Here is a 26302-nt window from a genome sequence, read left to right on the forward strand (position 1 = left end):
AGCGGAGGGGCGGTGGGTGGATCAGACGGCTGCGACGGCGGACCTCGCGACATCGAGACGTCGAAGCCGTGACCCCCCTTGCGCTTCGATAGACTGCATCGACGCTTTTCCCCGCGCCCGCGCGCGACTGTTAGGAGCCCCATGAGCAACCCCATCGGTGACCCCGGCCACGGACACTCGCCCGCCGCCTGGACGGCCGTGATCATCATGCTCGTCGCGTTCACGCTCGGCACGCTGTTCTTCTGGCTCGACATCCCCGCGCTCGTGTGGGCGTCGGTGGGTCTGCTCGTCGTCGGTGCGATCGTCGGCCTGGCGATGAAGAAGGCCGGCTACGGCGCGGACGGCGCGAAGTCCAACCCGAAGGCGCACTGACCGTGCTGGCCGATCTCACGGCCGGAGCGGTTCAAGATGCCGAGCAGCGCGCCGCGTCGCGTTCGCTCGCCGACGTCGAACGCGACGCCCTCGCACAGTCGCCGGCACTCGACGCCCTGGCGATGCTCGCCCCCGCAGACCGGGTGAAGATCATCGCCGAGGTCAAGCGTGCGAGCCCCTCGCGCGGCGACCTCGCCGCCATCCCCGACCCGGCACGCCAGGCGCGCCTGTACGAAGAAGGCGGAGCGTCGGCCATCTCGGTGCTCACCGAGGGGCGCAAGTTCAAGGGCAGTCTGGCCGACCTCGAGGCCGTGCGCGCCGCCGTGGGCGTGCCGGTACTGCGCAAGGACTTCTTGGCGACGCCCTACCAGGTGCTCGAAGCGCGTGCATCCGGCGCCGACCTCGTGTTGCTGATCGTCGCCGCCCTCGACCAGAAGACGCTCTCGGAGCTGTTCGCGCTGACCAACGAGCTCGGAATGACCGCCCTCGTCGAGACGCATTCGGCGGAAGAACTCGAACGCGCCGCCGACATCGGCGCGAAGCTCATCGGCGTCAACGCCCGCAATCTCTCGACGTTCGAGCTCGACCGCGATCTGTTCGGCTCGCTCGCCGACCGCTTCCCCTCCGACACGGTCAAGATCGCCGAATCCGCGGTGCTCGCGCCCGCCGACGTCGCCCACTACCGAGCCGCGGGCGCCGATGTGGTGCTGGTGGGCGAGGCCCTCGTGACCGGCGACCCCGTCGCCACCCTCCGTGCGTTCCTCCAGGAGACCTCATGACCACCCTCAGTGACCACGCACAGGGCGACCGGCCCGCGAGCCTTCGCGACCAGAAGGGGCCGTTCTTCGGCGACTTCGGCGGCCGCTACATGCCCGAGTCGCTGATCGCCGCGATCGACGAGCTCACCGAGGTCTACGAATCCGCGATGGCCGACCCGACCTTCCACGCCGAGCTGCGCGCCCTGCTCCACGACTACGCGGGCCGCCCCTCGGTGCTCACCGAGGTGCCGCGATTCGCCGAGCACGCGGGCGGCGCCCGGGTGTTCCTCAAGCGCGAAGACCTGAACCACACCGGCTCGCACAAGATCAACAACGTGCTCGGCCAGGCGCTGCTCACCAAGCGCTTGGGCAAGACGCGCGTGATCGCCGAGACCGGCGCGGGCCAGCACGGCGTGGCCACGGCCACCGCGGCGGCGCTCTTCGGCCTCGACTGCGTGGTCTACATGGGCGAGGTCGACACCGAGCGCCAGGCGCTCAACGTCGCGCGCATGCGTCTGCTGGGCGCCGAGGTCGTGCCCGTCACGACCGGCTCCCGCACCCTCAAGGACGCGATCAACGAGGCGTACCGCGACTGGGTCGCCTCGGTCGAGACGACCAACTACATCTTCGGCACGGCCGCGGGCCCCCACCCGTTCCCGGCCATGGTGCGCGATTTCCAGAAGATCATCGGCGAAGAGACACGCGCGGAGTTCCTCGAACGCCTCGGCCGCCTCCCGGATGCCGTGTTCGCGTGCGTCGGCGGCGGCTCCAACGCCATCGGCATGTTCGATGCGTTCCTCGACGACGAAGGCGTCGCGCTCTACGGCGTCGAGGCCGCCGGCGACGGCGTCGACACCCCCAAGCACGCGGCATCCATCGGTCGCGGCCGCCCCGGTGTGCTGCACGGCGCCCGCACGTACGTGCTGCAGGACGAAGACGGTCAGACCACCGAATCCCACTCGATCTCGGCGGGCCTCGACTACCCGGGCGTCGGCCCCGAGCATGCGTGGCTCGCCGACCTGGGTCGCGCGAAGTACATCCCGGCCACCGACGACGAGGCGATGCAGGCCCTGCGCCTGCTGTCGCGCACCGAGGGCATCATCCCCGCGATCGAATCGGCCCACGCCCTGGCCGGCGCCCTCCGCGTCGGACGGGAGATGGGTCCGGATGCCGTCATCGCCATCAACCTCTCGGGTCGCGGCGACAAAGACATGGACACCGCGGCTCGCTACTTCGACCTCTATGACGCCGAGCACGCGTCGGAGGAGACGGACGGCCCCGCGCAGACGCGCGCGGCCGAGGCCGTGGCATCCGCACCCGGCTCACCGGTCGATGTGACAGCCGCGCCCGACGCCGCGAGCGGTGCGGGGGTCGAGCTGTGACCTCGCGCGTCTCCGCCGCCATCGACGCCGCGCGCGCAGAGGGCCGCGGCGCGTTCGTGGGATACCTGCCCGCCGGCTTCCCCGATGTGCAGACGAGCATCGACGCCGCCGTCGCCCTGGCCGAGGCCGGTGCCGACGTGATCGAACTCGGCCCGCCGTACAGCGACCCGGTGATGGACGGTCTGGTCATCCAGGAGGCCACGCAGACGGCGCTCGCCAACGGCTTCCGCATGAGCGACCTGTTCACGATCATCCGCGAGGTCACGGCGCGCACGGATGTGCCGGTCCTGGTGATGACGTACTGGAACCTCGTCGAGCAGTACGGCGTCGACCGGTACGCCGACGAGCTCGTCGCCGCAGGCGGCGCGGGTCTCATCACCCCCGACATCACACCCGATGCCGGCGCCGCATGGATCGCCGCGAGCGAACGAACGGGTCTCGACCGCGTGTTCCTCGCCGCTCCCACCTCGTCGGACGAGCGCCTGCAGATGATCGTCGAGGCCTCCACGGGCTTCGTCTACACCGTGTCGACCATGGGCATCACGGGGGAGCGCACGCAGCTGGATGCCGCAGCGCGCACGCTCGTCGGGCGTCTGCGCAGCTTCGGCGCAGAGCACGCGTGCGTGGGTATCGGCATCTCCAATGCCGAGCAGGTCGCGGGCGTCGTCGACTACGCCGACGGCGCGATCGTCGGTACCGCACTGGTCAAGGCGCTGCGCGACGGCGGCGTCGAGGGGCTGTCGGACCTCGCGCGGGAGCTGTCCGCGGGCACGACGCGGCGCGCCTTAGACTCGTTCGCATGACGTTCGCCCTCTCGAGCGCCGCCTCCGGCGCGCTCGCCAGCATCCCGAGCCCGACGATCTCCTACGTCGATCTCGGTCCGCTCCGCATCCACTTCTACGCGCTCTGCATCATCGCGGGCATCATCGTGGCGGTCTTCCTGACGAACGCGCGTCTGACGCGTCGGGGGGCTGAGAAGTGGGTCGTCATCGACATCTGCCTGCTGGCGGTGCCGCTCGCCATCATCGTGGCGCGCATCTACCACGTCGTCACGCACCTTGGTTTCTACTTCGGTCCGGGATCCAACCCCTGGAACATCACCCAGCCGGGCTCCGTGTGGGCGATCTGGGAGGGTGGCATCGCCATCTACGGCGCGCTGATCGGTGGCGCAATCGGCGCGATCCTCGGATGCAAGTGGACCGGCATCCGGTTCTGGACCTTCGCCGACGCCGTCGCACCGGGCCTCATCATCGCGCAGGCCATGGGCCGCTTCGGCAACTGGTTCAACCAGGAGCTCTTCGGCCAGCCCACCGACCTGCCCTGGGGCCTCGAGATCGCCGCCGGCAACCCGGCCATCCCCGTCGGGCTGCCATCCGGCACTCTTTTCCAGCCGACCTTCCTCTACGAGGTCATCTGGAACCTGCTCGGCGCCGCCGTCATCCTGTGGGCCGGCAAGCGCTTCGGGCTGCAGTGGGGCAAGCAGTTCGCGATCTACCTCGTGTGGTACTCGGCGGGCCGTATCGTCTGGGAATCCATCCGTATCGACCCCAGCGACATCATCCTGGGCCTGCGCACCAACGTCTGGGCGGCCATCTTCGGCGTACTCCTGGGCATTGTGATCTTCGTCGTGCAGTCCCGTCGTCACCTCGGTCTCGAGCCGTCGCCGTACGTGCCCGGTCGCGAGGGCAAGGCTCCTGGGGCTGTAGACTCAGGCGACCCCTCTGACTTCGTCGACGTGAGCGAGCCGCCCGCGACGAGCGACACCGTCGGCACCAGCGCCACAAGCAGCCCCGCCACGAACTAACACTCTGGGCCGACGTCGTCCCATCCGAAGCATCAACGTGAGGACGGTTGAAATGGCTTCCAGTCTGCGTTCCGACACCGTCGGAGGCTCATTCCCGGCCCGACAGGGAATGTACGACCCGTCGTTCGAGAAAGACGCCTGTGGCCTCGCCATGGTCGCCACTCTCCGCGGCGAAGCGGGTCACGACATCATCGACCTGGCGCTGACGGCGCTGCGTAACCTCGAGCACCGCGGCGCCATCGGCTCCGACGCGGGCACCGGCGACGGCGCCGGCATCCTGACGCAGATGCCCGACGCGTTCCTCCGCGCCGTCGTCGACTTCACCCTGCCCCCGGTGGGGGAGTACGCCGCCGGCATGGTGTTCCTGCCGCTCGGTCACGACGAACGCGCCGCGATGAAGGCGGGCATCGAAGAGATCGCACGACACGAGAACCTCGAGGTGCTCGGCTGGCGCGAGGTGCCCGTCGAGCACGAGAACCTCGGCAAGCTGGCCTACGAGGCGCGGCCCGCGTTCGAGCAGCTGTTCGTCGCACGCCCGGCCGTGGGCGACCAGCCGGCACTGTCGGGCATCGCGCTCGACCGCCGCGTGTACCGCCTGCGCAAGCGCGCGCGTCACGAGATCGACGCCTACTTCGTCTCGCTGTCGAGCCGCACGCTCGGCTACAAGGGCATGGTCACGACCCTCCAGCTCGAGCCGTTCTACCCCGACCTGTCGGATGAGCGTTTCACCTCCGAACTGGCCGTGGTGCACTCGCGCTACTCGACCAACACGTTCCCGTCGTGGCCCCTCGCCCAGCCGCTGCGCATGCTCGCGCACAACGGCGAGATCAACACCGTCAAGGGCAACCGCAACTGGATGCGCGCCCGCCAGTCGCAGCTGGAGTCCCAGCTGATCGGCGACGTGCGTCCGCTTCTGCCGATCTGCACCGAGGGCGCCAGCGACTCGGCATCCTTCGACGAGGTGCTCGAGCTCCTCACCCTCACCGGCCGGAGCCTCCCGCACGCGATCATGATGATGGTCCCCGAGGCGTACGAGAAGCAGGCGACGATCGACCCCGCCCTGCGCGCCTTCTACGACTATCACTCCATGCAGATGGAGCCGTGGGACGGCCCCGCCGCCCTGATCTTCACCGACGGCACGCTCGTCGGCGCCACCCTCGACCGCAACGGCCTGCGCCCCGGGCGCTGGACCGAGACCACCGACGGCCTCGTCGTCATCGGTTCCGAGACCGGTGTGCTCGACTTCGCGCCCGAACGCATCAAGCGCCGCGGTCGCCTGCAGCCGGGCCGCATGTTCCTCGTCGACACGGCCCAGCGCCGCATCGTCGAAGACGAAGAGATCAAGGCCGACCTCGCCGCCCTGCAGCCGTGGGGCGAGTGGGTCGACAAGGGTCGCGTGAAGCTCAGCGAGCTGCCCGAGCGCGAGCACATCGTGCACCCCATCGCCTCGATCACCCGCCGCCAGCGCACCTTCGGCTACACCGAAGAAGAGGTGCGCATCCTGCTCACCCCCATGGGTCAGGGCGGTGCCGAGCCGCTCGGCGCCATGGGCAGCGACGCACCCGTCGCCGTGCTGAGCGACCGCCCCCGCCTGCTGTTCGACTACTTCTCGCAGCAGTTCGCGCAGGTGACCAACCCTCCGCTGGACTCCATCCGCGAAGAGGTCGTCACCTCGCTCTCGCTGGGCCTCGGTCCTGAGCGCAACCTCCTCGACTGGGGACCCGACCACACCCGCACGGTGACGCTCGACTTCCCCGTGATCGACAACGACGAGCTCGCCAAGATCCAGCACATAGACACCGCGCTCCCGGGCCGGTCGTCTGTGACGGTGCGTGGCCTGTACCGCGTCGAAGCCGGTCACAAGGGGCTGCAGAAGCGTCTCGTGCAGATGTGCTCCGAGGTCGACGCGGCCATTGAAGACGGCGCCGAGTTCATCGTGCTCAGCGACCGCGACTCCAACAAAGACCTGGCGCCGATCCCGTCGCTGCTCATGCTCGCGGCGGTGCACCACCACCTCATCCGCAAAGAGACCCGCATGAAGGTCGGCCTCGTGGTCGAGGCGGGCGACGTGCGCGAAGTGCACCACGTCGCCACCCTCATCGGGTACGGGGCCTCGGCGGTCAATCCGTACCTCGCGATGGAGACCGTCGAGTACCTCGTACGCGCCGGCTTCATCAACGACGTCACGCCCGAAAAGGCCGTCAAGAACCTGATCTACGCGCTCGGCAAGGGCGTGCTGAAGATCATGTCGAAGATGGGTATCTCGACCGTGTCGTCGTACGCCGGCGCCCAGGTGTTCGAGGCCGTCGGTCTGTCGCGCGACTTCGTCGAGGCCTACTTCACCGGCACCGAATCCAAGCTCGGTGGTGTCGGGCTCGACATCATCGCCGCCGAGAACGCCGCACGTCACGAGTACGCCTACCCCCAGGATGCCGCGGCCCGGGCGCACGAGCGCCTGTGGACCGGTGGCGAGTACCAGTGGCGCCGCGACGGCGCCCCGCACTTGTTCAACCCCGACACGGTTTTCCGTCTGCAGCACGCCACGCGCGAGCGCCGGTACGACATCTTCCGTGAGTACACGCAGCTCATCGACGACCAGGCGCACGAACTGAAGACACTGCGCGGCCTGTTCGGCCTGCGTACGGGCACCCGCCCCGCCGTGCCGATCGACGAGGTCGAGCCGGTCTCGGCCATCGTCAAGCGCTTCTCGACCGGTGCGATGAGCTACGGCTCGATCTCGAAAGAGGCGCACGAAGTGCTCGCGGTGGCGATGAACCAGATCGGCGGCAAGAGCAACACCGGTGAGGGCGGAGAAGACGTCGACCGTCTGCTCGACCCCACCCGTCGCAGCGCCATCAAGCAGGTGGCGTCCGGTCGGTTCGGTGTGACGAGCCTCTACCTCACCGAGGCCGACGACATCCAGATCAAACTCGCCCAGGGCGCCAAGCCCGGCGAGGGCGGTCAGCTGCCCCCGACCAAGGTGTACCCGTGGGTGGCGCGCACGCGTCACGCGACCGCGGGCGTCGGCCTGATCTCGCCGCCGCCGCACCACGACATCTACTCGATCGAAGACCTCAAGCAGCTCATCTTCGACCTCAAGCGCGCCAACCCCTCGGCCCGCATCCACACCAAGCTGGTGAGTCAGTCGGGTATCGGCGCGGTCGCCGCGGGTGTCGCCAAGGCGCTGAGCGACGTCATCCTGGTCTCCGGTCAAGACGGCGGCACGGGCGCGAGCCCGATGAACTCGCTCAAGCACGCGGGCACCCCGTGGGAGCTGGGCCTCGCCGAGACGCAGCAGACGCTCATGCTCAACGGCATGCGCGACCGCGTGGTGGTGCAGGTCGACGGTCAGATGAAGACCGGTCGCGACGTCATCATCGGCGCGCTGCTCGGAGCCGAGGAGTTCGGTTTCGCCACCGCCCCGCTGGTGGTCTCGGGCTGCATCATGATGCGCGTCTGTCACCTCGACACGTGCCCCGTGGGCGTCGCGACGCAGAACCCCGTGCTGCGTCAGCGCTTCACCGGCAAGGCCGAGTACATCGTCACCTTCATGGAGTTCATCGCGCAGGAGGTGCGCGAGTACCTCGCCGCCCTCGGCTACCGCTCGATCGACGAGATCGTCGGTCACGCGGAGTTGCTCGACGCCAACGAGGCGATCCAGCACTGGAAGGCGCGCGGGCTCAACCTCGCACCGATCCTCGAAGGACCCCGCTTCGCCGACGACGAGCCGCGACGCCACGGCCGCAACCAGAACCACGAGCTCGAAGACCACTTCGACGTGCAGCTCATCGAGCGCGCCCAGGATGTCATCGCGCACGGCGGCCAGCTAACGGTCGACCTGCCCATCCGCAACACCGCCCGTGCGGTCGGAACCATGCTCGGTCACCACGTCACCAAGGCACGGGGCGAGCACGGCCTGCCCGAGAACTCGATCGACGTGCGCCTGACCGGCTCCGCCGGACAGTCTTTCGGTGCGTTCATGCCCGCGGGCATCACGCTGCGCCTCGAGGGCGACTCGAACGACTACGTCGGCAAGGGCCTCTCGGGCGGCACGATCGTGGTGCGCCCGCCGCGCGGGTCGTCGTTCGCGGCATCCGAGAACGTCATCGCCGGCAACGTCATCGGCTACGGGGCCACGCAGGGGCAGATGTTCCTGAACGGCGTCGTGGGGGAGCGCTTCCTCGTGCGCAACTCCGGCGCCACGGCGGTCGTCGAGGGCGTGGGCGACCACGCGCTCGAGTACATGACCGGTGGTCTCGCCGTCATCCTCGGCGCGACGGGTCGCAACCTCGGTGCCGGTATGTCGGGTGGCCAGGCCTACGTCTACCAGCTCGATCGCGATCTCGTGAACCGCGATGCCATGGCATCCGGCGAGCTCGAACTCGGCCCCCTCGGATCCGGGGATGCCGAGATCCTCCGCGACCTGCTCGCAAAGCACGTCGCGGAGACCGATTCCACCCTCGGCCGTCGTCTGCTCGACGACTTCGAGACCGAGGTGGACAACTTCGTCCGGGTGCTGCCACGCGACTACGCCGCGGTACTGCAGACCCGCCAGGAGGCGATGTCGGAGGGGCTCGACCCCGACGGCGACGTCGTCTGGAAGCGCATTCTGGAGGTGACGGGTGGCTGACCCGAAGGGCTTTCTCAAGACCACGGAGCGCGAGCTCCCGAAGCGTCGACCGGTGCCCGTGCGCATCATGGACTGGAAAGAGGTGTACGAGCCGGGCGATTCGGCCGTCATCCGCCGCCAGGCCGGTCGTTGCATGGATTGCGGTATCCCGTTCTGCCACAAGGGGTGCCCGCTGGGCAACCTCATCCCGGAGTGGAACGACCTGACCTGGCGTGGTGAGGGGCGGGCCGCGATCGAGCGTCTGCACGCGACGAACAATTTCCCGGAGTTCACTGGTCGCCTGTGCCCCGCGCCCTGCGAGAGCTCGTGCGTGCTCGGCATCAACCAGCCGGCCGTGACGATCAAGCAGGTCGAGGTCTCGATCATCGACGAGGCCTTCGCCAACGGGTGGGTCGAGCCCGAGCCGCCGGAGCGCCTGACCGGCAAGACCGTCGCCGTCGTGGGCTCCGGTCCCGCCGGACTCGCGGCCGCCCAGCAGCTCACGCGCGCCGGCCACACGGTGGCGGTGTTCGAGCGCGACGACCGCATCGGCGGCCTCATGCGCTACGGCATCCCCGACTTCAAGATGGAGAAGCGCCACCTCGAGCTGCGCCTGCGCCAGATGCAGGCGGAGGGCACGCGCTTCCGCGCGGGCGTCGAGATCGGCAAAGACATCTCGTGGAGCGACCTGCGGGCGCGCTACGACGCCGTCGTGGTGGCCACCGGCGCCACCGTTCCGCGCGACCTCGCCATCCCGGGTCGCGACCTCGACGGCGTCCACTACGCCATGGAGTACCTCATCGAGGGCAACAAGGCGGTCGCGGGCGATCAGGTCCCCCAGCAGATCAGTGCCTCGGGCAAGCACGTCGTCGTCATCGGCGGTGGCGACACCGGAGCCGACTGCATCGGCACGGCGCACCGCCAAGGTGCGCTGAGTGTGACGAACCTCGCGATCGGCAAGCAGCCGCCGTCGGAGCGTCCCTCCGAGCAGCCCTGGCCGATGATGCCGAACCTGTTCGAGATGGCCTCGGCCCACGAAGAGGGCGGGGAACGTTCGTTCCTCGCCTCCACCGTGGAGTTCCTCGGCAATGCCGCGGGCGAGGTGCGCGCCCTGCGCGTCGCCGAGACCGAGTACCTCGACGGCCGCCGCGTGCCCAAGAGCGGCACCGAGCGCGAGATCCCGGCCGACCTGGTGCTCATCGCGATGGGCTTCACCGGTCCCGAGCGCGAGCATCTCGAAGACCAGCTCGGCACGCAGTTCACCGGGCGCGGCAACATCGAGCGCGACGCCACGTACGCCACGACCACGCCGGGCGTGTTCGTCGCCGGTGACGCCGGCCGCGGACAGTCCCTCATCGTGTGGGCCATCGCCGAGGGCCGCGCGGCCGCCGCCGAGGTCGACACGTTCCTCATGGGCGAGACGGTGCTGCCCGCACCGGTGCGCCCCACCGATGTCGCCATCGGCCTCCTGCCCGCCTAAGCTGGCAAGGGCCGATCGGCCACTTCCCGAAAATCCTCACGGAGCTTGAAAACGGATGAGACGCGCCAAGATCGTCGCAACACTCGGGCCCGCCACGTCGTCGTATGAGATGGTTCGCGCCATCATCGACGCCGGGGTGGACGTCGCCCGCCTCAACCTGAGCCACGGAGATTACTCCGTGCACGACGCCAACTTCGCCAATGTGCGCAAGGCCGCAGAAGACGCCGGCCGCCCGGTCGCCGCCCTCGTCGACCTGCAGGGCCCCAAGATCCGCCTCGGCAAGTTCGAGAACGGCCCCCACGACCTGCTGCCCGGCGACATCTTCAAGATCACCATCGAAGACATCCTCGGCACCAAAGAGATCGTCGGCACCACGTTCAAGGGGCTGCCCCACGACGTCAAGCCCGGTGATTTCCTGCTGATCGACGACGGCAAGGTGCGCGTGCGCGTCGTCGAGACCGACGGCACCGTCGTGACCACCGAGGTTATCGTCGGCGGCCCCGTGTCGAACAACAAGGGCATCAACCTGCCCGGCGTCGCCGTCAACGTCCCCGCACTGAGCGAGAAGGACGAAGCCGACCTCCGCTGGGGCCTCAAGGCCGGAGCCGACCTCATCGCGCTGTCGTTCGTGCGCGACGCCTCCGACATCGTGCGTGTGCACGAGATCATGGCCGAAGAGGGACGCTACGTGCCCGTCATCGCCAAGATCGAGAAGCCGCAGGCGGTCGACAACCTCGAAGAGATCATCGACGCGTTCGACGCCATCATGGTCGCCCGTGGCGACCTGGGCGTCGAGCTGCCGCTCGAGGCCGTGCCGATCGTGCAGAAGCGCGCCGTCGAGCTGGCCCGCCGTATGGCGAAGCCCGTCATCGTCGCGACGCAGATGCTCGAGTCGATGATCAACAACCCCGTGCCCACGCGCGCCGAGACCTCCGACGTCGCCAACGCCGTGCTCGACGGCGCGGACGCGGTCATGCTCTCGGGCGAGACCAGCGTCGGCGACTTCCCGGTGGTGGTCGTCGAGACGATGGCCCGCATCGTGGAGTCCACCGAGGAGCACGGTCTGGACCGCATCGCGCCCCTGACCAACAAGCCCCGCACCCAGGGTGGCGCCATCACGCTCGCCGCGGTCGAGGTCGCCGACTTCGTCGAGGCGAAGTACCTGTGCGTCTTCACCGAGTCGGGTGACTCGGCCCGCCGTATGTCGCGCCTGCGTTCGACCATCCCGATGATCGCGTTCACGCCCGAGCCCGGCATCCGTCGTCGCCTGGCGCTGACGTGGGGCGTGCGCTCGACGCTGGTGGAGCACGTGTCGCACACCGACAAGATGTTCCTGCAGGTCGACGACTACCTGCTCTCGCACGACCTGGCCAAGGTCGGCGACAAGGTCGTGGTCATCTCCGGTTCCCCTCCCGGAATCGCCGGGTCGACGAACGACCTGCGGGTGCACCGCGTGGGCGACGCCGTTCACGGCGCAGCCCCCGGGTACCAGGAAGTCTGAGCCCAGACGACGCGCGCCGGTGCATCCGGCGCGCGTCGTCGCGCTCCCGCCCGCTAGGTTGGGAGCGCAACACTTGCCGGTGTGGCGGAATGGCAGACGCGGGGCACTCAAAATGCTCTGTCGAAAGACGTGTGGGTTCGAGTCCCACCACCGGTACCCGTACAGCATCCCGTGCGATCCAGGGCTAGGCGCCCTTCCAGACTTAGGATGGTTCCGTGACTGATCAAGAAGCCGTTACCGGCAGCGCACCCGCGGCTCCCCGTCGCGTCGTCGTGGCGGAAGACGAGTCGCTCATCCGCCTCGACATCGTCGAGATCCTCCGCGACAACGGCTACGACGTCGTCGGAGAGGCCGGCGACGGTGAGACCGCTGTGCAGCTGGCGACCGAGCTGCGTCCCGACCTCGTCATCATGGACGTCAAGATGCCGCAACTCGACGGCATCAGCGCCGCCGAGAAGCTGAGCAAGAACCACATCGCCCCCGTCGTTCTGCTGACGGCCTTCAGCCAGAAGGAGCTCGTGGAACGCGCGAGCGAGGCCGGTGCCCTGGCCTACGTCGTCAAGCCCTTCACGCCCAACGACCTCCTGCCGGCTATCGAGATCGCCCTGGCTCGCTACGAGCAGATCATCACGCTCGAGGCCGAGGTCGCCGACATGGTCGAGCGCTTCGAGACCCGCAAGCTCGTCGACCGCGCCAAGGGCCTGCTCAACGAGAAGATGGGCCTCAGCGAGCCCGAGGCGTTCCGCTGGATCCAGAAGGCCTCGATGGACCGCCGCCTCACCATGCAAGACGTCGCGAAGGCGATCATCGAGCAGCTGGCCCCCAAGAAGGCCTGACGAGACGATTCGCCGAATGGATGCCACCGCGGTGGCATCCATTTCGCGTTTCCGGAAGAGGAGGCTGAACCCGCCGAGGGGTCAGTCAGCGCTGCGGTGCGTCCTTGATCATGTTCGTGATGCGCACGGTCGAGCAGCGGCGGCCCTGTTCGTCGGTCACCGCGATCTCGTGCACCGTCAGCGAGCGGCCGAGGTGGATGGGCGTGCAGACCCCGGTCACGACACCCGACGTCGCGGACCGCGTGTGCGTGGCGTTGATGTCGACGCCGACGGCGAGGCGTCCGGCGCCGGCATGCAGGTTGGCCGCCATCGACCCGAGTGACTCACCGAGCACCACATAGGCCCCGCCGTGCAGCAGGCCGACCGGCTGGGTGTTGCCCTCGACCGGCATGGTCGCAACGCACCGCTCGACGGTGAACTCAACCCATTCGATGCCCATCTTCTCGGCGAGGGCGCCCATTCCGCGCATCTTCGCCCAGTCGAGGCCGGAGGTGGTGTCGCCTGTCGTCGACGTCATCGTCGCCTTCCTGTCGTCGCCCTGTTCGGGCGGGGCCGGGGGAGTGTCCGTGGTTCTCGTTACGCTGGAGGGGTGACGGATGCCGAAAAGCCTACTCTCCTCGTCGTCGACGGCCATTCGCTGGCGTACCGGGCGTTCTACGCCCTGCCGGTCGACAACTTCTCGACGAAGGACGGCCAGCACACCAACGGCATCTACGGCTTCTTGTCGATGTTCGTGAACCTCGTCAAGGCTGAGAAACCGACCCACCTGGCGGTCGCGTTCGACACGTCGCGGCAGTCGTTCCGCACTCGCGAGTACGCCGAATACAAGGCCAACCGCAGCGAGTCGCCGTCCGAGTTCAAAGGCCAGATCCCGCTGTTGCAGGACTGCCTCGAGGCGATGGGCGTGCCGGTGCTAAAAAAAGAAGACTTCGAGGCCGACGACATCCTCGCCACCCTCGCCACCAAGGGCGAAGAGCAAGGGTTCACCGTGCTGGTGTGCTCCGGTGACCGCGACACGATCCAGCTCGTCACCGACGACATCACGCTGCTCTACCCCAACGTGCAGGGCGTGTCGCAGCTCAAGCGCTACGACACCGACGCCGTGGTCGAGAAGTACGGGCTCCCGCCCGCCCAGTATCCCGAGATCGCGGCGCTCGTCGGCGAGACGAGCGACAACCTGCCCGGCGTGCCCAAGGTCGGCGAGAAGACCGCGGTCAAATGGCTGACGCAGTGGGGCTCGCTGGAGGCGCTGCTCGACAACGCCGACAAGATCACGGGCGTGGTCGGCAACAACCTTCGCGAGCACCTCGACGGCGTTCGGCGCAATCGCACGCTGAACCGCCTGCTGCGCGACGTCGAGCTACCCGTCGGACCCGGCGACCTGGCCGTGAAGCCGCTCGACGCGCAGGCCGTGCGCGACATCTTCGCGCGCCTGGAGTTCCGCACCCTGCTGCCCCGGGTTTTCGACGCGTTCGGCGCTGACATGGGCGTTGCCGAAGAGGCACGACCGACCGCCACCGCCCCCACTCCGTCGCGCCTCGACGCCGACGCCCTCGCCGCCTGGGTGGCATCCGCAGAGGGCTCGGTCGGCGTCACCGTGACCCTCGCGGGCAGCGTCCCCGTGCAGATCGGGCTCGCCTCGGCGTCGGCCGCGGTCGAGGCCGACTGGACCCCGGCGGTGCGCGACGCGCTGGCCGCGTGGCTGGCATCCGATGCCCCGAAGGTGTTCGCCGACGCCAAGCCGCAGGTCAAGGCGCTGGCCCGCGAGGGCGTCGAGGTCGGCGGGGTCGCGTTCGACGTGATCCTGGCCGGGTGGCTGGTGCGCCCGAGCTTCCCCGACAAGACGCTCGCCGACCTCGTCGAGCGCGCCCTCGACGAAAAGCTTCCCGTCGCCGACCCGACGCAGCTCGTGCCCGAGACCGAGGGCGCCACCCCCGGCCAGTTGTCGTGGTTCACGCGGCGCGTGGCCGAGGTGCAGCGCGCCGAGATGCCGGAGCGCGTGGCCGAGGTGCTCGACGACATCGAGATGCCGACGCTCACCGCGCTGGCAGACATGGAGCTCGCCGGCGTCGCCGTTTCGCACGACAAGCTGGCGGGATTCTCGTCCGAGCTCGGCGCTCGCGCCGACGCGCTCGCCCGCGACGCGTACGCGGCGATCGGACACGAGGTGAACCTCGGTTCCCCCAAGCAGCTGCAGGAGGTGCTGTTCGACGAACTGCAACTCCCCAAGACGCGTAAGACCAAGAGCGGCTACACCACGGATGCCGCCGCCCTCGCCGACCTGCAAGAGAGCGCCGACCACCCCTTCCTCGACCTGCTGCTGCGTCACCGCGAGGCGACGAAGCTGAAGCAGATCATCGACGCCCTCGACACTGCGACGGGTGCCGACGGGCGCATCCACACCACTTACGTGCAGACCGGGAGCCAGACCGGACGCCTGTCGAGCACCGACCCGAACCTGCAGAACATCCCCATCCGCACCGAGGAGAGTCGTCGCATCCGCGCCGCCTTCGAGGTCGGCGAGGGCTACGAGACGTTGCTGACGGCCGACTACTCGCAGATCGAGATGCGCATCATGGCGCACCTGTCGGGCGACCCCGGGCTCATCGAGGCGTTCAACTCGGGTGAAGACCTGCACCGGTTCGTCGGCGCGCGCGTCTTCGGCGTCGAGCCTGCCGACGTCACCCCGGCGATGCGCACGAAGGTCAAAGCGATGTCGTACGGCCTCGTGTACGGCCTGTCGGCGTTCGGGCTGTCGAAGCAGTTGCGCATCGAGCAGTCCGAGGCGAAGAAGCTCATGCTCGAGTACTTCGCCCGTTTCGGCGCGGTCCGCGACTACCTGCGCGGCTCCGTCGAGCAGGCCCGCCAAGACGGCTACACCGAGACGATCTTCGGCCGCCGCCGCCCGTTCCCCGATCTCACCAGCATGAACCGCGTGCTGCGCGAGAACGCCGAGCGCGCGGCTCTGAACGCCCCCATCCAGGGCAGTGCCGCCGACATCATGAAGGTCGCACTGTTCCGCATCCGCGATGACCTGGCATCCGCTCGACTGCGTTCGCGCGTGCTGCTGCAGATCCACGACGAACTGGTCGTCGAGGTGGCGACGGGGGAGTGGGATGCCGTGGAGCAGATCGTGCGGGCGCGCATGGCCGACGCCGCCGAGCTGTCGGTGCCGCTCGACGTGCAGATCGGCCGCGGCGGCGACTGGGACGAGGCGGGCCACTGAGCGGTTCGCGGCCGGGATCAGCGAGCCGACCTCGCGGAACACGGGCGACGACCTCGTCGTCATCGACCTGGGTTCCCGCGTCCTCGCGACCGGGGGTGTGCGCCGCCGCCGTCAGGTGCCTAGGCTCGGAGGATGACTGACGCACAACGCACACCCACGCCGATCGACACGATCGCCGACGCGTGGGTGGACACCCTGGCAGAGCGCGAGCCGACGCTGGCGACCTACATCGGTCGCTTCGAGCACAACGGACGCTTCGGCGACTACAGCCCCGAGGGAGCCGAAGCCCTTATCGCTGAGGCGCGGTCTACGCGGGCCGCGCTCGCGGCCGCCGACGCGGTCGACTCGATCGACACCGTCACCAAGATGGATCTGGGTCGCGAGCTCGACCTCATGGTCGAGCAGCACGAGGCCAAGACGCACCTGCGGGACCTGAACGTGATCGCCTCTCCCGCGCAGGACATCCGCGCGACCTTCGACCTCATGCCCACCGCGACGGTCGACGACTGGGCGACGATCTCCACACGCCTGGGCGCCCTTCCCGCCGCCGTCGACGGCTACGTCGCCACGCTCCGACGCGGCATCGCCGAGGGGGTCGTCCCGGCGCGCCGCCAGGTGAGCGAGGTCGTCACACAGATCGCCCGCTACACCGCCGACACCGGGTTCTTCGCCGAATTCGTCGGCGACGCCGCCCCCGAAGAGGGCCAGCTGCCGGCATCCCTTGCGCGGGACCTCTCGACGAACGCCAACGCCGCCCGCCTCGCCTACGACTCGCTCGCGAAGTCCCTGTCGTCGGAGCTGGCACCCGTGGCCGGTGACACGGACGCCGTCGGGCGGGAGCTGTACGCGCTGCACTCCCGCCGGTTCCTGGGGGCCGAGATCGACCTCGACGAGACCTACGACTGGGGTGTCGAAGAACTTGCACGCATGGTCGCCGAGCAGGAGGCGATCGCGAACGAGATCCTCCCCGGCGCCACGGTCGAGGAGGCGGTCGCGTTCCTCGAGAAAGACGAGTCGAGAAAACTCCGCGGCACCCAGGCGCTGCAGGAATGGATGCAGCGCACGAGCGACAGGGCGGTCGAGGAGCTCGGCCGCACGCACTTCGACATCGCCGAGCCCATCCGCCAGCTGGAGTGCATGATCGCCCCCACGAACGAGGGCGGTATCTACTACACCGGACCGACTGACGACTTCTCGCGTCCGGGTCGCATGTGGTGGTCGGTGCCCGAGGGCGTCGACACCTTCGACACCTGGCGCGAACTCACCACCGTGTACCACGAAGGCGTTCCCGGACATCACCTGCAGATCGCGCAGGCGGTCTACAACCGCGCACAGTTGAATTCGTGGCGGCGCCTGCTCGCCGGCACCAGCGGACACGCCGAAGGGTGGGCGCTGTACGCCGAGCGCCTGATGGAGCAGCTGGGCTACCTCGACGATCCCGCCGACCGCCTCGGCATGCTCGACGGGCAGCGCATGCGCGCAGCGCGCGTGGTGCTCGACATCGGCGTGCATCTGCAGAAGCCCCGCCTCGACGGAAGCGGCACCTGGGACCACGACTACGCTCTGGCGTTCATGCTCAAGAACGTGAACATGAGCGAGGAGTTCGTGCGGTTCGAGGTCAATCGCTACCTCGGCTGGCCGGGACAGGCGCCCTCGTACAAGGTGGGCCAGCGCATCTGGGAGCAGGTGCGCGACGAGGAGCAGGAGCGCCGCGGCGCCGACTTCTCGATGAAGCAGTTCCACACGCGGGCCCTCGACATCGGCGGCGTCGGTCTCGACACGCTGCGTGCCGCCCTGGCATCCGGTTGATCTCCCCGAGGGGCGTCGCTTCGGTGGCGCCCCTCGGTGATGCGGGGGAATACTCCGCCGTCGCGTAAAGTTCATTCATCCGAATGCAAGGAGACCCCATGGACGACCGTCCCCTCGAGCTCGGACTCGACACCTTCGGAGACATCTCGCGCGGCGCCGACGGGTCGCTGCAATCGGACGCGCAGACGATCCGCAACGTCGTGGAACAGGCGGTGCTCGCCGATCAGGTCGGCCTGTCGTTCTTCGGGGTGGGGGAGCACCACCGCAAGGACTTCGCGGTCACGAGCCCCGAGATCGTGCTGGCCGCCGCGGCTGCCCGCACGACGAACATCCACCTCGGCACCGCCGTGACGGTGCTGTCGAGCGATGATCCCGTACGGGTGTACGAGCGCTTCGCGACGCTGGACGCCGTCTCGAACGGACGCGCAGAGGTGATCCTCGGCCGCGGGTCGTTCATCGAGTCGTTCCCGCTGTTCGGCTACGACCTCGCCGACTACGAGCAGTTGTTCGAGGAGAAGCTCGAGCTGTTCTCGCTCCTGCTCGACGAGAAGCCCGTCACCTGGTCGGGTCGCACGCGCGCCGGGCTCCAGGATGCCGACGTGTACCCGAAGACCGAGAAGGGGCTGACGGCCTGGGTCGGCGTCGGCGGCTCCCCGGAGTCGGTCGTGCGCGCTGCGCGCTACGGGTACGGCCTCGTGCTCGCGATCATCGGCGGATCGTCGGCACGGTTCCGTCCGTATGCCGACCTCTACCGGCGATCGCTGCAAGAACTCGGCAGACCGCAGCTGCCCATCTCGGTGCACTCGCCCGGCCACATCGCCGAGACCGACCAGCAGGCGTGGGACGAAGCCTACGAGGGCGTCGCCGAGCTGAACACGACGATCGGTCGCGAGCGCGGGTGGCCCGCGTACAACCGCCTGCGCTTCCAGCAGGACGTCGGCCCCGAGGGGGCGATGTACATCGGCTCGCCCGAGACCGTCGCGCGCAAGATCGTCGCCACGGTCCAGGCGCTGGGCAACACGCGCTTCCAGATGAAGATCGCCAGCGGCTCCATCTCGCACGACCGTCTCATGTCGAGCATCGAGCTCTATGGCACGCGGGTGCTGCCGCTCGTCCACGAAATGCTCGCCGACAGCGACGCGCGCGTCACGAGCGACGTCTCCGGCATCCGGTGACCACCAGCACCGACGCCGTCCGGGTGTCCGAACGCCTCGATGCGCTGCCGTTCACCCGCCGGCACGCGAAGATCCTCGGCGGGTCGGGTCTGGGCTGGGCTCTGGATGCCATGGACGTCGGGCTCATCTCGTTCGTCATCGCCGCCCTCAGCGTGCAGTGGCAACTCGCGCCGACCGAGGCGTCGTGGATCGCGTCGGTCGGATTCGCCGGTATGGCCATCGGCGCGAGCGTCGGAGGGCTGCTCGCCGACCGCTTCGGTCGCCGCCACGTCTTCGCGCTCACCCTGCTCGTCTACGGTCTCGCGACGGGTGCGAGCGCCCTCGTCGGGGGACTCGCCGCCCTTCTCGTGCTGCGCTTCGTGGTGGGGCTCGGCCTCGGCGCGGAACTCCCCGTCGCTTCCACGTACGTGAGCGAGTTCGCCCCGGCGCGCATGCGCGGGCGGCTCATCGTGTTCCTCGAGGCGTTCTGGGCCGTGGGGTGGACCGCCGCGGCGCTCATCGGCTACCTCGTCGTGCCGTCCTCGGCCGACGGCTGGCGCTGGGCCTTCGCGATCGGGGCGATCCCCGCGGTGTACGCGCTCATCGTGCGATGGGGCCTTCCCGAGTCGCCTCGGTGGCTCGCCTCGCGCGGACGCAACGCCGAGGCCATCGTCATCGTGCGCGATCTGGAGGCCGCGGCCGGTCGCGTGGCCCTTGAGGCGTCGACGGAGGGTGTCGCGGCATCCGCTCCGGCCGCCCGACCGAGGGTGAGCGACCTGTGGGCACCGGCGCTCCGCCCCCGCACGGCGAGTCTGTGGGTGTTGTGGTTCTGCGTGAACTTCTCGTACTACGGCGCGTTCATCTGGATCCCCACGATCCTCGTCGCCCAGGGCTACGACCTCGTGCGCTCCTTCGGCTTCACGCTCATCATCACGCTCGCGCAGCTGCCCGGGTACGCCGTAGCCGCCTGGCTCATCGAAGCGTGGGGCCGGCGCGCGACGCTCGCGGCGTTCCTCGCCGGTTCGGCGGTGGCGGCGGTGCTCTTCGGGACCGCGTCGGGCGAGTTCTCCGTGATCGCGACGGGCATGATGCTGTCGTTCTTCAACCTCGGAGCGTGGGGTGCCCTGTACGCGGCGACTCCCGAGACCTATCCCACGACGCTGCGCGCGACCGGGGCCGGCTGGGCCGCCGGGGTGGGGCGCATCGCGTCGATCATCGCCCCTCTCGCGGTGCCACCGCTGCTGGGCCTCGGCGGGGCGCAGCTTCTGTTCGTCGTGTTCGCGGCGTTCTTCGCCGTCGCGGTGGTCGCCGCGCTTTTCCTTCGGGAGCAGCGGGGGCGTGCGCTGGCGTGACGGTTGCGTCCGCGATCGCGGGCCCGACGGTCGCGTCTCGCTCTTCCGTCGAGTGTCCACGACACGCCGCACCGTCGCGGCGCGTCCGGCGTGTCCTGGACACTCAACCGAGGGGAKCMGGCGTGCRCGCCCACCCCATCGAGCGTCCACAACACGCCGCACCGTGGCAGCACGCGCGGCGTGTCCTGGACACTCAACCGAGGGGAGCCGGCGTGCACGCCCACCCCATCGAGCGTCCACAACACGCCGCACCGTCGTGCCACGCGCGGCGTGTCCTGGACACTCGACCAGGGATCGGGCCCGCGTAGGCTCGGAGCATGGCATCCGTGCGCTACGTCGCGATCGGCGACTCGTTCACCGAAGGGGTCGGCGACGAACTGCCCGACGGCACCGTGCGGGGGTGGGCCGACCTGGCGGCCCAGGGATGGGCGGATGCCGTGGGCGAGCCGATCCGGTACGCCAACCTCGCGATCCGCGGCAAGCTCATCGAGCCGATCGTCGAGCAGCAGCTCGAGCCGGCGCTGGCGCTGAAGCCGACCCACTTGTCGTTCAATGGCGGGGGCAACGACATGCTGCGCCCGCGCGCCGACCTCGAACGCATCGTGGGGATCTTCGAGCACGTGCTGCGCCGCTGCGACGAAGAGGGAGTGCAGCTCATCGTGCTGTCGGGGGCGAACCCGTCGGCGGGCCTGCCGCTCGGGCGTGTGCTGCAGACGCGGGGCGATCGGCTGTCGAGCGCGGTCGAAAAGCGACTCGAGGCGCGCGCCGACATCATCACCGCCTACAACTGGTTCGACCGCGACTTGGCGGGCGGAGAGTTCTGGTCGGTGGACCGCCTGCACATGAACACCCGCGGACACCATCGCGTGGCCGCCCGTGTCATCGAGGCGGTCGGGCTCACCCCGCCGCAGGAGTGGTGGCGTCTGCGCGAGATCCCCGAGATCGAGCGACTGAAGGGCACGGCCTACTACCGCGAGCACGTCGGACCGTGGGTGCGCCGGCGTCTCGCGGGCACCTCCTCGGGCGACGGCCGCGCGGCGAAGTTAGGTGGGGCGTGGGTCGAGCTGACACCCGGCGGCTGAGAGAGTACCTCCTCCCGAGCCTGGCCCGATACGACCTCACCCGTCACGGCCCCGGGGCGGACCCGACGACGAACGTACCGACGACCGTGCGCCCGTCCGCCTCGTAGACCGGGATCGCGGACACCCGTCCGGCATGCTGCTCCTGCCACGCCAGCGCGTCGGCGGGGGAGCGGAACGATTCGGCGGCCGCCGTGCCGTCGGCCTCCTCGAGGTCGGTACGACGCACGTATCCGTCCTGCCCGTTCGTTGCGAGGACCGCGATGAGATCCGGCGTCTCACCGCCGGCCACCGAGCCGTACGTTTCTCCGTCGGCGTTCGTCGCCAACGGCGCGATCTCGCGCGAGGCGTACCCGGCAGTGAGCCGCCAACGGGCACCCGGATCGGCGACGACGGCGAGGCGTGACGGGTCGACGGCGTTCACGGCGACCGTCCACGACGCCGCAGAGTCGGTGGGGCCATCGCACACCAGCGACCCGCTCCCCGGGAGACCGAACGTGCCCGCGTCGAGGCAGCGCAAGGTCAGGGCGATGTCGGTGGCGCCGGCAGGTACGGGGCCGAGGTCGAGGGCACCCGGACCCTGCCCCTCGACGCTCCGCGCGGCCCCCAGGGCGGTGTCGTGCGGCGCGCCTGGCAGGGGGAGCACTCCGGATGCCACGGCCGCCGACGTTCCGCCCACGATCAGCGCAACGACAGCACCCGCCGTCCACACGGCACGCCGGCGGCGTCGACGACGAGCGCCCACCTCGGCCACGAGTCGCACGCGTAGCGCTGCGGCCAGAACGGGGGAGAGAGTGGGAGTGGTCATGGCGTCTCCGTGAGGTGGGGAGCGCGGACGGATCGCCCGAGATCGCTCTGCAGTGTCGCCCGGATGCGGTGAAGGCGGGTGCGGGCGGCACCGGGGGTCAGCCCGACGACCAGCGCGGCCTCGCCGATCTCGAGGTCGCCGAGCGCCACGAGGGCGAGCAGGCGGGCATCGCGGGGCCGCAGGCGTGCGATGGCGGCGACCAGCGCTGCGTCCAACGGATCCGGAGGGGGATCCACGGTCGATTCGCGCGGCAAGGCGTCCAGGACGGCCTGGTAGCGGCGCCGCGATCGGGTGAGGTTGCGCGCGCAGTTCGTCGCGGTCAGCAGCAGCCACGGCCGCACCGATCCGTCGACCAGGCGCACCGCGCCGCGACGACGCCACAGCTCGAGGAAGGCCGCGGCGGTGGCATCCTCGGCATCCGGGACGTGCTGGAGGAGCCGGTAGGCGTGCCGGAAGACGCGGCCCTGGTGGCGGTCGAAGAGCGCGCCGTAGGCGGCGCCGTCTCCGGCGACAGCTTCGCGCCACAGGTCGGCGTCCGTTTCGATGGTTCCCACGCTCTGTGATGTCCGGTCCAGGCGCGTGCGTTACATCTCGACGCAGATCATGGATGCCGCGTCATCGGCCGATGACCACGGGCCGCAGGGTGAACGGCGAGGGACAGGGGCCAGGGGCATCCTCCACATACGGCACGGGCAGCCACTCGTCGCGGACGGTCTCGCCCGCGGAATCCATGATCACCACGCGAACGCCCTCTGTCGGATGCACGCCGTCGTTGTCGGCGGGGGCGTACGGCGGCTCGGGCGGGACGTTCCAGACGCCGGGCTTCGCCGAAGCCACGGGGGCGGGGTCGCAGTCCCTGCCGAGGCACGCCGCGAGCGACCCGTCGCCCACGAGATCCGGATCGGCTTCGATGACGACCGGCCCCACGTTGATGTACATGATCGCGGGGCAGACGACATCCGGGGGCACGCATCCGGCGAGCGTTGCCGACGCGGCGAGCGTCGCGGCGGCGGCGAACGCGCGAATTCTCATGCCCCGCACCCTAACAGCGGCCCGTGAAGCCGCGGCCCGCGTGCGACGGTACCCGCGGCGCTGGCGCGCCTTGACGGCGGTGCTGGTCGGCTCGCCCTGCGTGGCACGGTTGTGGATCTCGCGGCGAAAGCGAGCTGGCGCGTCCTCCTCCGTGTCGCCCCGGCGGGGGAGTGCTGTTCACCCACCCCCTCAGGCCGCGGTGACGGGCTGAGGCCGCTGTGCGACGCCGCGCCGTGTACGGGCGGTCAGGGCGACCAGCAAGGCCGCGAACGGGACGATGAAGGCGAACGTTGGTGCCATCACCATCCCGAGGAACGAAGAGTACAGCGCGCCCGTCGCGAGGCCGATGGTGACGGCCGCAGCGCGGGGGAGCGGGGCGCGCGCGATGACCGCCCACGCAACACCGGCCCCCGTCAGCACGGCCCCCACCTGGGATCCCGGTTGCATGATTCGGAAGTCCGGTGCCCCGATGTACGCGAGCCCGGCGGCGCACAGCCCGAGCGACACGAGGATGAGCGGCGCCCACCGATCACGCGCGCTGATCCTCGATGGCCGCCCCGCGATGCGCACTCCGACCGCAGCCAGGAGCGGCAGCGCTGAGAGCAGGAGCAAGGCGATGCCCTGCCGCATGGCTACGGTGCCGTCGGTGGCGCCGGCCGACCAGCCCGCTCCGGTGAGGGCGTACGCGGCACCGAGCGAGCTTCCGCCGACGGCGAGCCACGCCAGACGACGGACGGCGACCGCGTGTCGATTGCCAAGCGGTGGCGTCGCGGCAGAGGGAGTGGATGCCGCGGGCGAAGGCAGCCGAGGAGGACCCGAGGTTCGTCGCCGCAGAGGGAGAAACGCGAGCGCGACTGCCGCGCACGAGGCCGCCGCCGCGACGACCGGACTCAGCGTCGACACACCGAGGACCGGCGCCACGGCAAGGCCCACCGCCCCGGCAGTCGCACCGCGCACACCCGCATGCAGCCGAGTCGCGCCCCGCAGTGCCTCGTCGACGACGACGGCCAGGCTCGCGCCGCCCGCGGCGACGGCCGCACCGACGAGGGGTAGCCACGCGGCAGCGAAGCCCTCGATCGGCCGCCCGTCATCAGCCGCGTCGAAGCCGACCGACCAGGACAGCGACGCACCGGCGTTCAGGCCGCAGGTCAGCGTCAGCAGAGGCGTGAGCAGAAGTACCCGCCCGTCGCCGAGCAGACCACGCGTCCGAGCGGTAGCGAGGAGCGACAAGCCCGCAAGCAACGGAATGACGCCTGCCCCCAGAAGCGGGAGGAACGGACCCGACGCCCCCACCGCAGTGAGCGCGCTCATCACCAGCGCGAGAACCGTCGCGGCGATGCCGGTGACGATCGCGAACGTGCGCTCCATCCGCGCCGCCGCGCCGTGCAGCACCGCGTTAGCAGCTTCAGCAGCGGTCGGCGACGTGCGCCCATCGGCCTCGGCGGCGTCGAGCAGCGTCGCCAGCATCACCTCGCCGTGACGGCGACGCCAGCCGCGCGGATAGCACCGCACCAGACGCGTGAACGCCCGCTCGTTCGGAACCGTCATGGCAGGACCGTCCGTCCGGGCACGAATCCCGGGCCGGCCTCGGCGAGTTTGGCGCGCGCCACACGTGCCTGGGTCTCCAGCGCCTCCACCTCCGCGGTCAGCGACGTGGTTCCGCGTTCGGTCAGCGCGTAGTAGCGACGGGCACGACCGTTGACGATCTCCTCACCGGCCGGGGCGACCAGTCCCTCTCGCTCGAGGCGCTCGAGCGCCGCGTACAGGGTCGCGACACGCAGTGTCACCCGTCCGCCGGATGCATCGACCGTCTCGCGCAGGATGTCGTACCCGTGCCGTCGGCGTCCCGCGAGCGCGGTCAGGATCCAGAACGTGGACGGTGTGAGGGGAGACGACATGTCATCTGTATATTCCACTCATCGGAGTATTACCAGAGAGTGAGAGCCGCCCTCGGAACATTCCCACGTTGCGTGCGCAGCCATCAGGGCGCCTGACACGCACCGCCCAGCTGCAGATGCAGCATGCCGTCGATCGTCGTCCGGTCGCGGGCCGACAGCCGCACTGTACCGTCGTAGCGGATGTCCTCCTGCATCGCGCGATCGGAGGCGTAGCCGGCCGCGGTCCACGCACCGAGGATGGCGGCGTAGGAGGCCTCGTTGTCATCGGTCGCGAAGACCAGCTCGACACCGGTCGTCCCGTCGCACGACAGCTCGTCGGCTGAGGGCACGCGGATGGGTGCCCCCGCGGCATCCACCGCCGTCCCCACCGACGATTCGACCGTGAGCGCCGCCATGCGGGCCACCTGCTCGCGGGTGTCGTGCGGTGCGCTCGGCGGCGGCCCCTCACCGCCGTCGGGATCGAACGTCGGCCCCGAGGTCTGGGGCGCTGCCCGCGGTTCTCCGCCCGCAAGGCCGCACCCCGTCTGATCCGAGAGGCGGGGAAGGACGAACGCCGGCTCCGACGAGGTGTCAAGGGGCTCACCGACGCCCTCGACCGTGTGCCACACGCGCACGGTGTCGCCATCCGCGACGGCGAGATAGGACCGGTCCACGAACGGCTTGTGGCCGTCGTCGACCGTCGTGCTGGCGACTCTGGAGCCGATCACCCCGTCCATTCGGAGCACCTGGCCGGAGGCGGCGAAGAGGAACGCCCGCTCGCTGACGACGTACCCCGTCTCGCATCCGTCTGCCACGATCGGGGTGGCCGAGTCGTCGGTCAACCCGACACCGACGCCTCCCAGCAGCGACGCCGTGATGCCGGCCACCCTCAGCGGTACGAGCAGAAGCAACCACCAGCGGGGTGCCGGTACGGCGATGACGAGCACGGTGAGGATCAGGATGGATGCCACGACGCTTCTCGTGGCGAGCACCTCGCCCGGCAACGAACCGATGATGACCTGCTGCATGCCGTTGCTGCGCGCAGGCACCAGCATGACGGCGACGGCGATGGCGGCTGCGGGCAGGAACAACGTTGCGGCCACGACGGCGATCAGTCGGCGTGCGAAGATCACGCGTCGATCCGACAGCGGCAGCGTCCAGGCATCCGTCACCCGCTCAGCCTGGCATCCGCACCTGGGGCCACGCCGACGTGGTGACCCCGA

21 protein-coding genes and 1 tRNA gene are annotated in these 26302 nt (G+C 69.6%); 15 read left to right on the top strand and 7 right to left on the bottom strand.

The features are described 5' to 3' along the window. The first annotated feature begins 141 nt into the window (after positions 1 to 141). From ASF76_RS06785 to ASF76_RS06830, 10 genes are all read left to right on the top strand, one after another. A complete protein-coding gene (locus tag ASF76_RS06785) occupies positions 142 to 372 on the top strand; it encodes a DUF6704 family protein (protein ID WP_055954875.1) in 231 nt (76 codons plus the stop codon). 2 nt (positions 373 to 374) lie between these two features. Then, on the top strand, positions 375 to 1151 hold the full coding sequence (trpC, locus tag ASF76_RS06790; protein ID WP_055954878.1) for an indole-3-glycerol phosphate synthase TrpC: 777 nt from the start codon (positions 375 to 377) through the stop codon (positions 1149 to 1151). After that, on the top strand, positions 1148 to 2512 hold the full coding sequence (gene trpB / locus ASF76_RS06795) for a tryptophan synthase subunit beta (RefSeq protein WP_055954881.1): 1365 nt from the start codon (positions 1148 to 1150) through the stop codon (positions 2510 to 2512). The genes trpC and trpB overlap by 4 nt, the downstream gene beginning before the upstream one ends. Beyond that, complete coding sequence (trpA, locus tag ASF76_RS06800; protein WP_055954884.1) at positions 2509 to 3315, top strand: tryptophan synthase subunit alpha; 807 nt, start codon at positions 2509 to 2511, stop codon at positions 3313 to 3315. Before trpB ends, trpA begins: the two co-directional genes overlap by 4 nt. Next, entirely contained in the window at positions 3312 to 4316 is a 1005-nt protein-coding gene (lgt, locus tag ASF76_RS06805; RefSeq protein WP_055954888.1) for a prolipoprotein diacylglyceryl transferase, read from the top strand. Before trpA ends, lgt begins: the two co-directional genes overlap by 4 nt. Positions 4317 to 4368: 52 nt before the next feature. After that, positions 4369 to 8946 carry a glutamate synthase large subunit gene (gene gltB / locus ASF76_RS06810; RefSeq protein WP_055954892.1) on the top strand — a complete coding sequence of 1526 codons (4578 nt, stop codon included), beginning with the start codon at positions 4369 to 4371 and terminating at the stop codon, positions 8944 to 8946. After that, positions 8939 to 10405 (top strand): glutamate synthase subunit beta, encoded by a 1467-nt coding sequence (locus ASF76_RS06815; RefSeq protein WP_055954895.1) that lies wholly within the window; start codon positions 8939 to 8941, stop codon positions 10403 to 10405. The genes gltB and ASF76_RS06815 overlap by 8 nt, the downstream gene beginning before the upstream one ends. A gap of 55 nt (positions 10406 to 10460) precedes the next feature. Further along, the gene (gene pyk / locus ASF76_RS06820; protein ID WP_055954898.1) at positions 10461 to 11906 is read left to right on the top strand and encodes a pyruvate kinase; all 1446 of its coding nucleotides are present in this window, start codon (positions 10461 to 10463) and stop codon (positions 11904 to 11906) included. Positions 11907 to 11981: 75 nt separating this feature from the next. After that, positions 11982 to 12062 (top strand) — tRNA-Leu (locus ASF76_RS06825). A gap of 59 nt (positions 12063 to 12121) precedes the next feature. Next, a complete protein-coding gene (locus ASF76_RS06830) occupies positions 12122 to 12742 on the top strand; it encodes an ANTAR domain-containing response regulator (protein WP_055954901.1) in 621 nt (206 codons plus the stop codon). 85 nt (positions 12743 to 12827) lie between these two features. Here ASF76_RS06830 and ASF76_RS06835 read toward each other — a convergent pair whose 3' ends face one another. Continuing rightward, on the bottom strand, positions 12828 to 13259 hold the full coding sequence (locus ASF76_RS06835; RefSeq protein WP_055954904.1) for a hotdog fold thioesterase: 432 nt from the start codon (positions 13257 to 13259) through the stop codon (positions 12828 to 12830). 72 nt (positions 13260 to 13331) lie between these two features. Here ASF76_RS06835 and polA point away from each other — a divergent pair, with 72 nt between their 5' ends. From polA to ASF76_RS06860, 5 genes are all read left to right on the top strand, one after another. After that, positions 13332 to 15968: a DNA polymerase I gene (gene polA / locus ASF76_RS06840; protein WP_055954906.1), complete on the top strand. Its 2637-nt coding sequence runs from the start codon at positions 13332 to 13334 to the stop codon at positions 15966 to 15968. Between the two features lie 132 nt (positions 15969 to 16100). Beyond that, positions 16101 to 17777 (top strand): DUF885 domain-containing protein, encoded by a 1677-nt coding sequence (locus ASF76_RS06845; protein ID WP_055954909.1) that lies wholly within the window; start codon positions 16101 to 16103, stop codon positions 17775 to 17777. Between the two features lie 98 nt (positions 17778 to 17875). Further along, positions 17876 to 18952: an LLM class flavin-dependent oxidoreductase gene (locus ASF76_RS06850; RefSeq protein WP_055954912.1), complete on the top strand. Its 1077-nt coding sequence runs from the start codon at positions 17876 to 17878 to the stop codon at positions 18950 to 18952. Next, positions 18949 to 20283 carry an MFS transporter gene (locus ASF76_RS06855; RefSeq protein WP_055954916.1) on the top strand — a complete coding sequence of 445 codons (1335 nt, stop codon included), beginning with the start codon at positions 18949 to 18951 and terminating at the stop codon, positions 20281 to 20283. Before ASF76_RS06850 ends, ASF76_RS06855 begins: the two co-directional genes overlap by 4 nt. A 317-nt stretch (positions 20284 to 20600) precedes the next feature. Beyond that, positions 20601 to 21365: an SGNH/GDSL hydrolase family protein gene (locus ASF76_RS06860; RefSeq protein ID WP_200936091.1), complete on the top strand. Its 765-nt coding sequence runs from the start codon at positions 20601 to 20603 to the stop codon at positions 21363 to 21365. A gap of 43 nt (positions 21366 to 21408) precedes the next feature. Here ASF76_RS06860 and ASF76_RS17310 read toward each other — a convergent pair whose 3' ends face one another. From ASF76_RS17310 to ASF76_RS06890, 6 genes are all read right to left on the bottom strand, one after another. Beyond that, complete coding sequence (locus tag ASF76_RS17310; RefSeq protein ID WP_055954919.1) at positions 21409 to 22170, bottom strand: hypothetical protein; 762 nt, start codon at positions 22168 to 22170, stop codon at positions 21409 to 21411. Further along, positions 22167 to 22724: an RNA polymerase sigma factor gene (locus tag ASF76_RS06870; RefSeq protein ID WP_082484900.1), complete on the bottom strand. Its 558-nt coding sequence runs from the start codon at positions 22722 to 22724 to the stop codon at positions 22167 to 22169. Before ASF76_RS06870 ends, ASF76_RS17310 begins: the two co-directional genes overlap by 4 nt. 61 nt (positions 22725 to 22785) lie before the next feature. Beyond that, positions 22786 to 23202, bottom strand: a complete 417-nt coding sequence (locus tag ASF76_RS06875) for a hypothetical protein (RefSeq protein WP_055954926.1) — start codon at positions 23200 to 23202, stop codon at positions 22786 to 22788. Positions 23203 to 23391: 189 nt separating this feature from the next. Beyond that, positions 23392 to 24750, bottom strand: coding sequence for a hypothetical protein (locus tag ASF76_RS06880; RefSeq protein ID WP_055954929.1), 1359 nt, complete (start codon positions 24748 to 24750; stop codon positions 23392 to 23394). After that, entirely contained in the window at positions 24747 to 25100 is a 354-nt protein-coding gene (locus tag ASF76_RS06885; RefSeq protein WP_055954932.1) for a PadR family transcriptional regulator, read from the bottom strand. Before ASF76_RS06885 ends, ASF76_RS06880 begins: the two co-directional genes overlap by 4 nt. An 83-nt stretch (positions 25101 to 25183) precedes the next feature. Further along, the gene (locus ASF76_RS06890; RefSeq protein ID WP_055954935.1) at positions 25184 to 26251 is read right to left on the bottom strand and encodes a hypothetical protein; all 1068 of its coding nucleotides are present in this window, start codon (positions 26249 to 26251) and stop codon (positions 25184 to 25186) included. Positions 26252 to 26302: the final 51 nt, after the last annotated feature.

The organism is Microbacterium sp. Leaf151, assembly GCF_001424225.1.
GTDB lineage: Bacteria > Actinomycetota > Actinomycetes > Actinomycetales > Microbacteriaceae > Microbacterium.

Coding starts and splice junctions, on each gene's coding strand:
- ASF76_RS06785 (WP_055954875.1), top strand. CDS start 142: ATGAGCAACCCCATCGGTGACCCCGGCCACGGACACTCGCCCGCCGCC.
- trpB (WP_055954881.1), top strand. CDS start 1,148: ATGACCACCCTCAGTGACCACGCACAGGGCGACCGGCCCGCGAGCCTT.
- lgt (WP_055954888.1), top strand. CDS start 3,312: ATGACGTTCGCCCTCTCGAGCGCCGCCTCCGGCGCGCTCGCCAGCATC.
- gltB (WP_055954892.1), top strand. CDS start 4,369: ATGGCTTCCAGTCTGCGTTCCGACACCGTCGGAGGCTCATTCCCGGCC.
- pyk (WP_055954898.1), top strand. CDS start 10,461: ATGAGACGCGCCAAGATCGTCGCAACACTCGGGCCCGCCACGTCGTCG.
- ASF76_RS06835 (WP_055954904.1), bottom strand. CDS start 13,259: ATGACGTCGACGACAGGCGACACCACCTCCGGCCTCGACTGGGCGAAG.
- ASF76_RS06845 (WP_055954909.1), top strand. CDS start 16,101: ATGACTGACGCACAACGCACACCCACGCCGATCGACACGATCGCCGAC.
- ASF76_RS06850 (WP_055954912.1), top strand. CDS start 17,876: ATGGACGACCGTCCCCTCGAGCTCGGACTCGACACCTTCGGAGACATC.
- ASF76_RS06860 (WP_200936091.1), top strand. CDS start 20,601: ATGGCATCCGTGCGCTACGTCGCGATCGGCGACTCGTTCACCGAAGGG.
- ASF76_RS17310 (WP_055954919.1), bottom strand. CDS start 22,170: ATGACCACTCCCACTCTCTCCCCCGTTCTGGCCGCAGCGCTACGCGTG.
- ASF76_RS06875 (WP_055954926.1), bottom strand. CDS start 23,202: ATGAGAATTCGCGCGTTCGCCGCCGCCGCGACGCTCGCCGCGTCGGCA.
- ASF76_RS06880 (WP_055954929.1), bottom strand. CDS start 24,750: ATGACGGTTCCGAACGAGCGGGCGTTCACGCGTCTGGTGCGGTGCTAT.
- ASF76_RS06885 (WP_055954932.1), bottom strand. CDS start 25,100: ATGTCGTCTCCCCTCACACCGTCCACGTTCTGGATCCTGACCGCGCTC.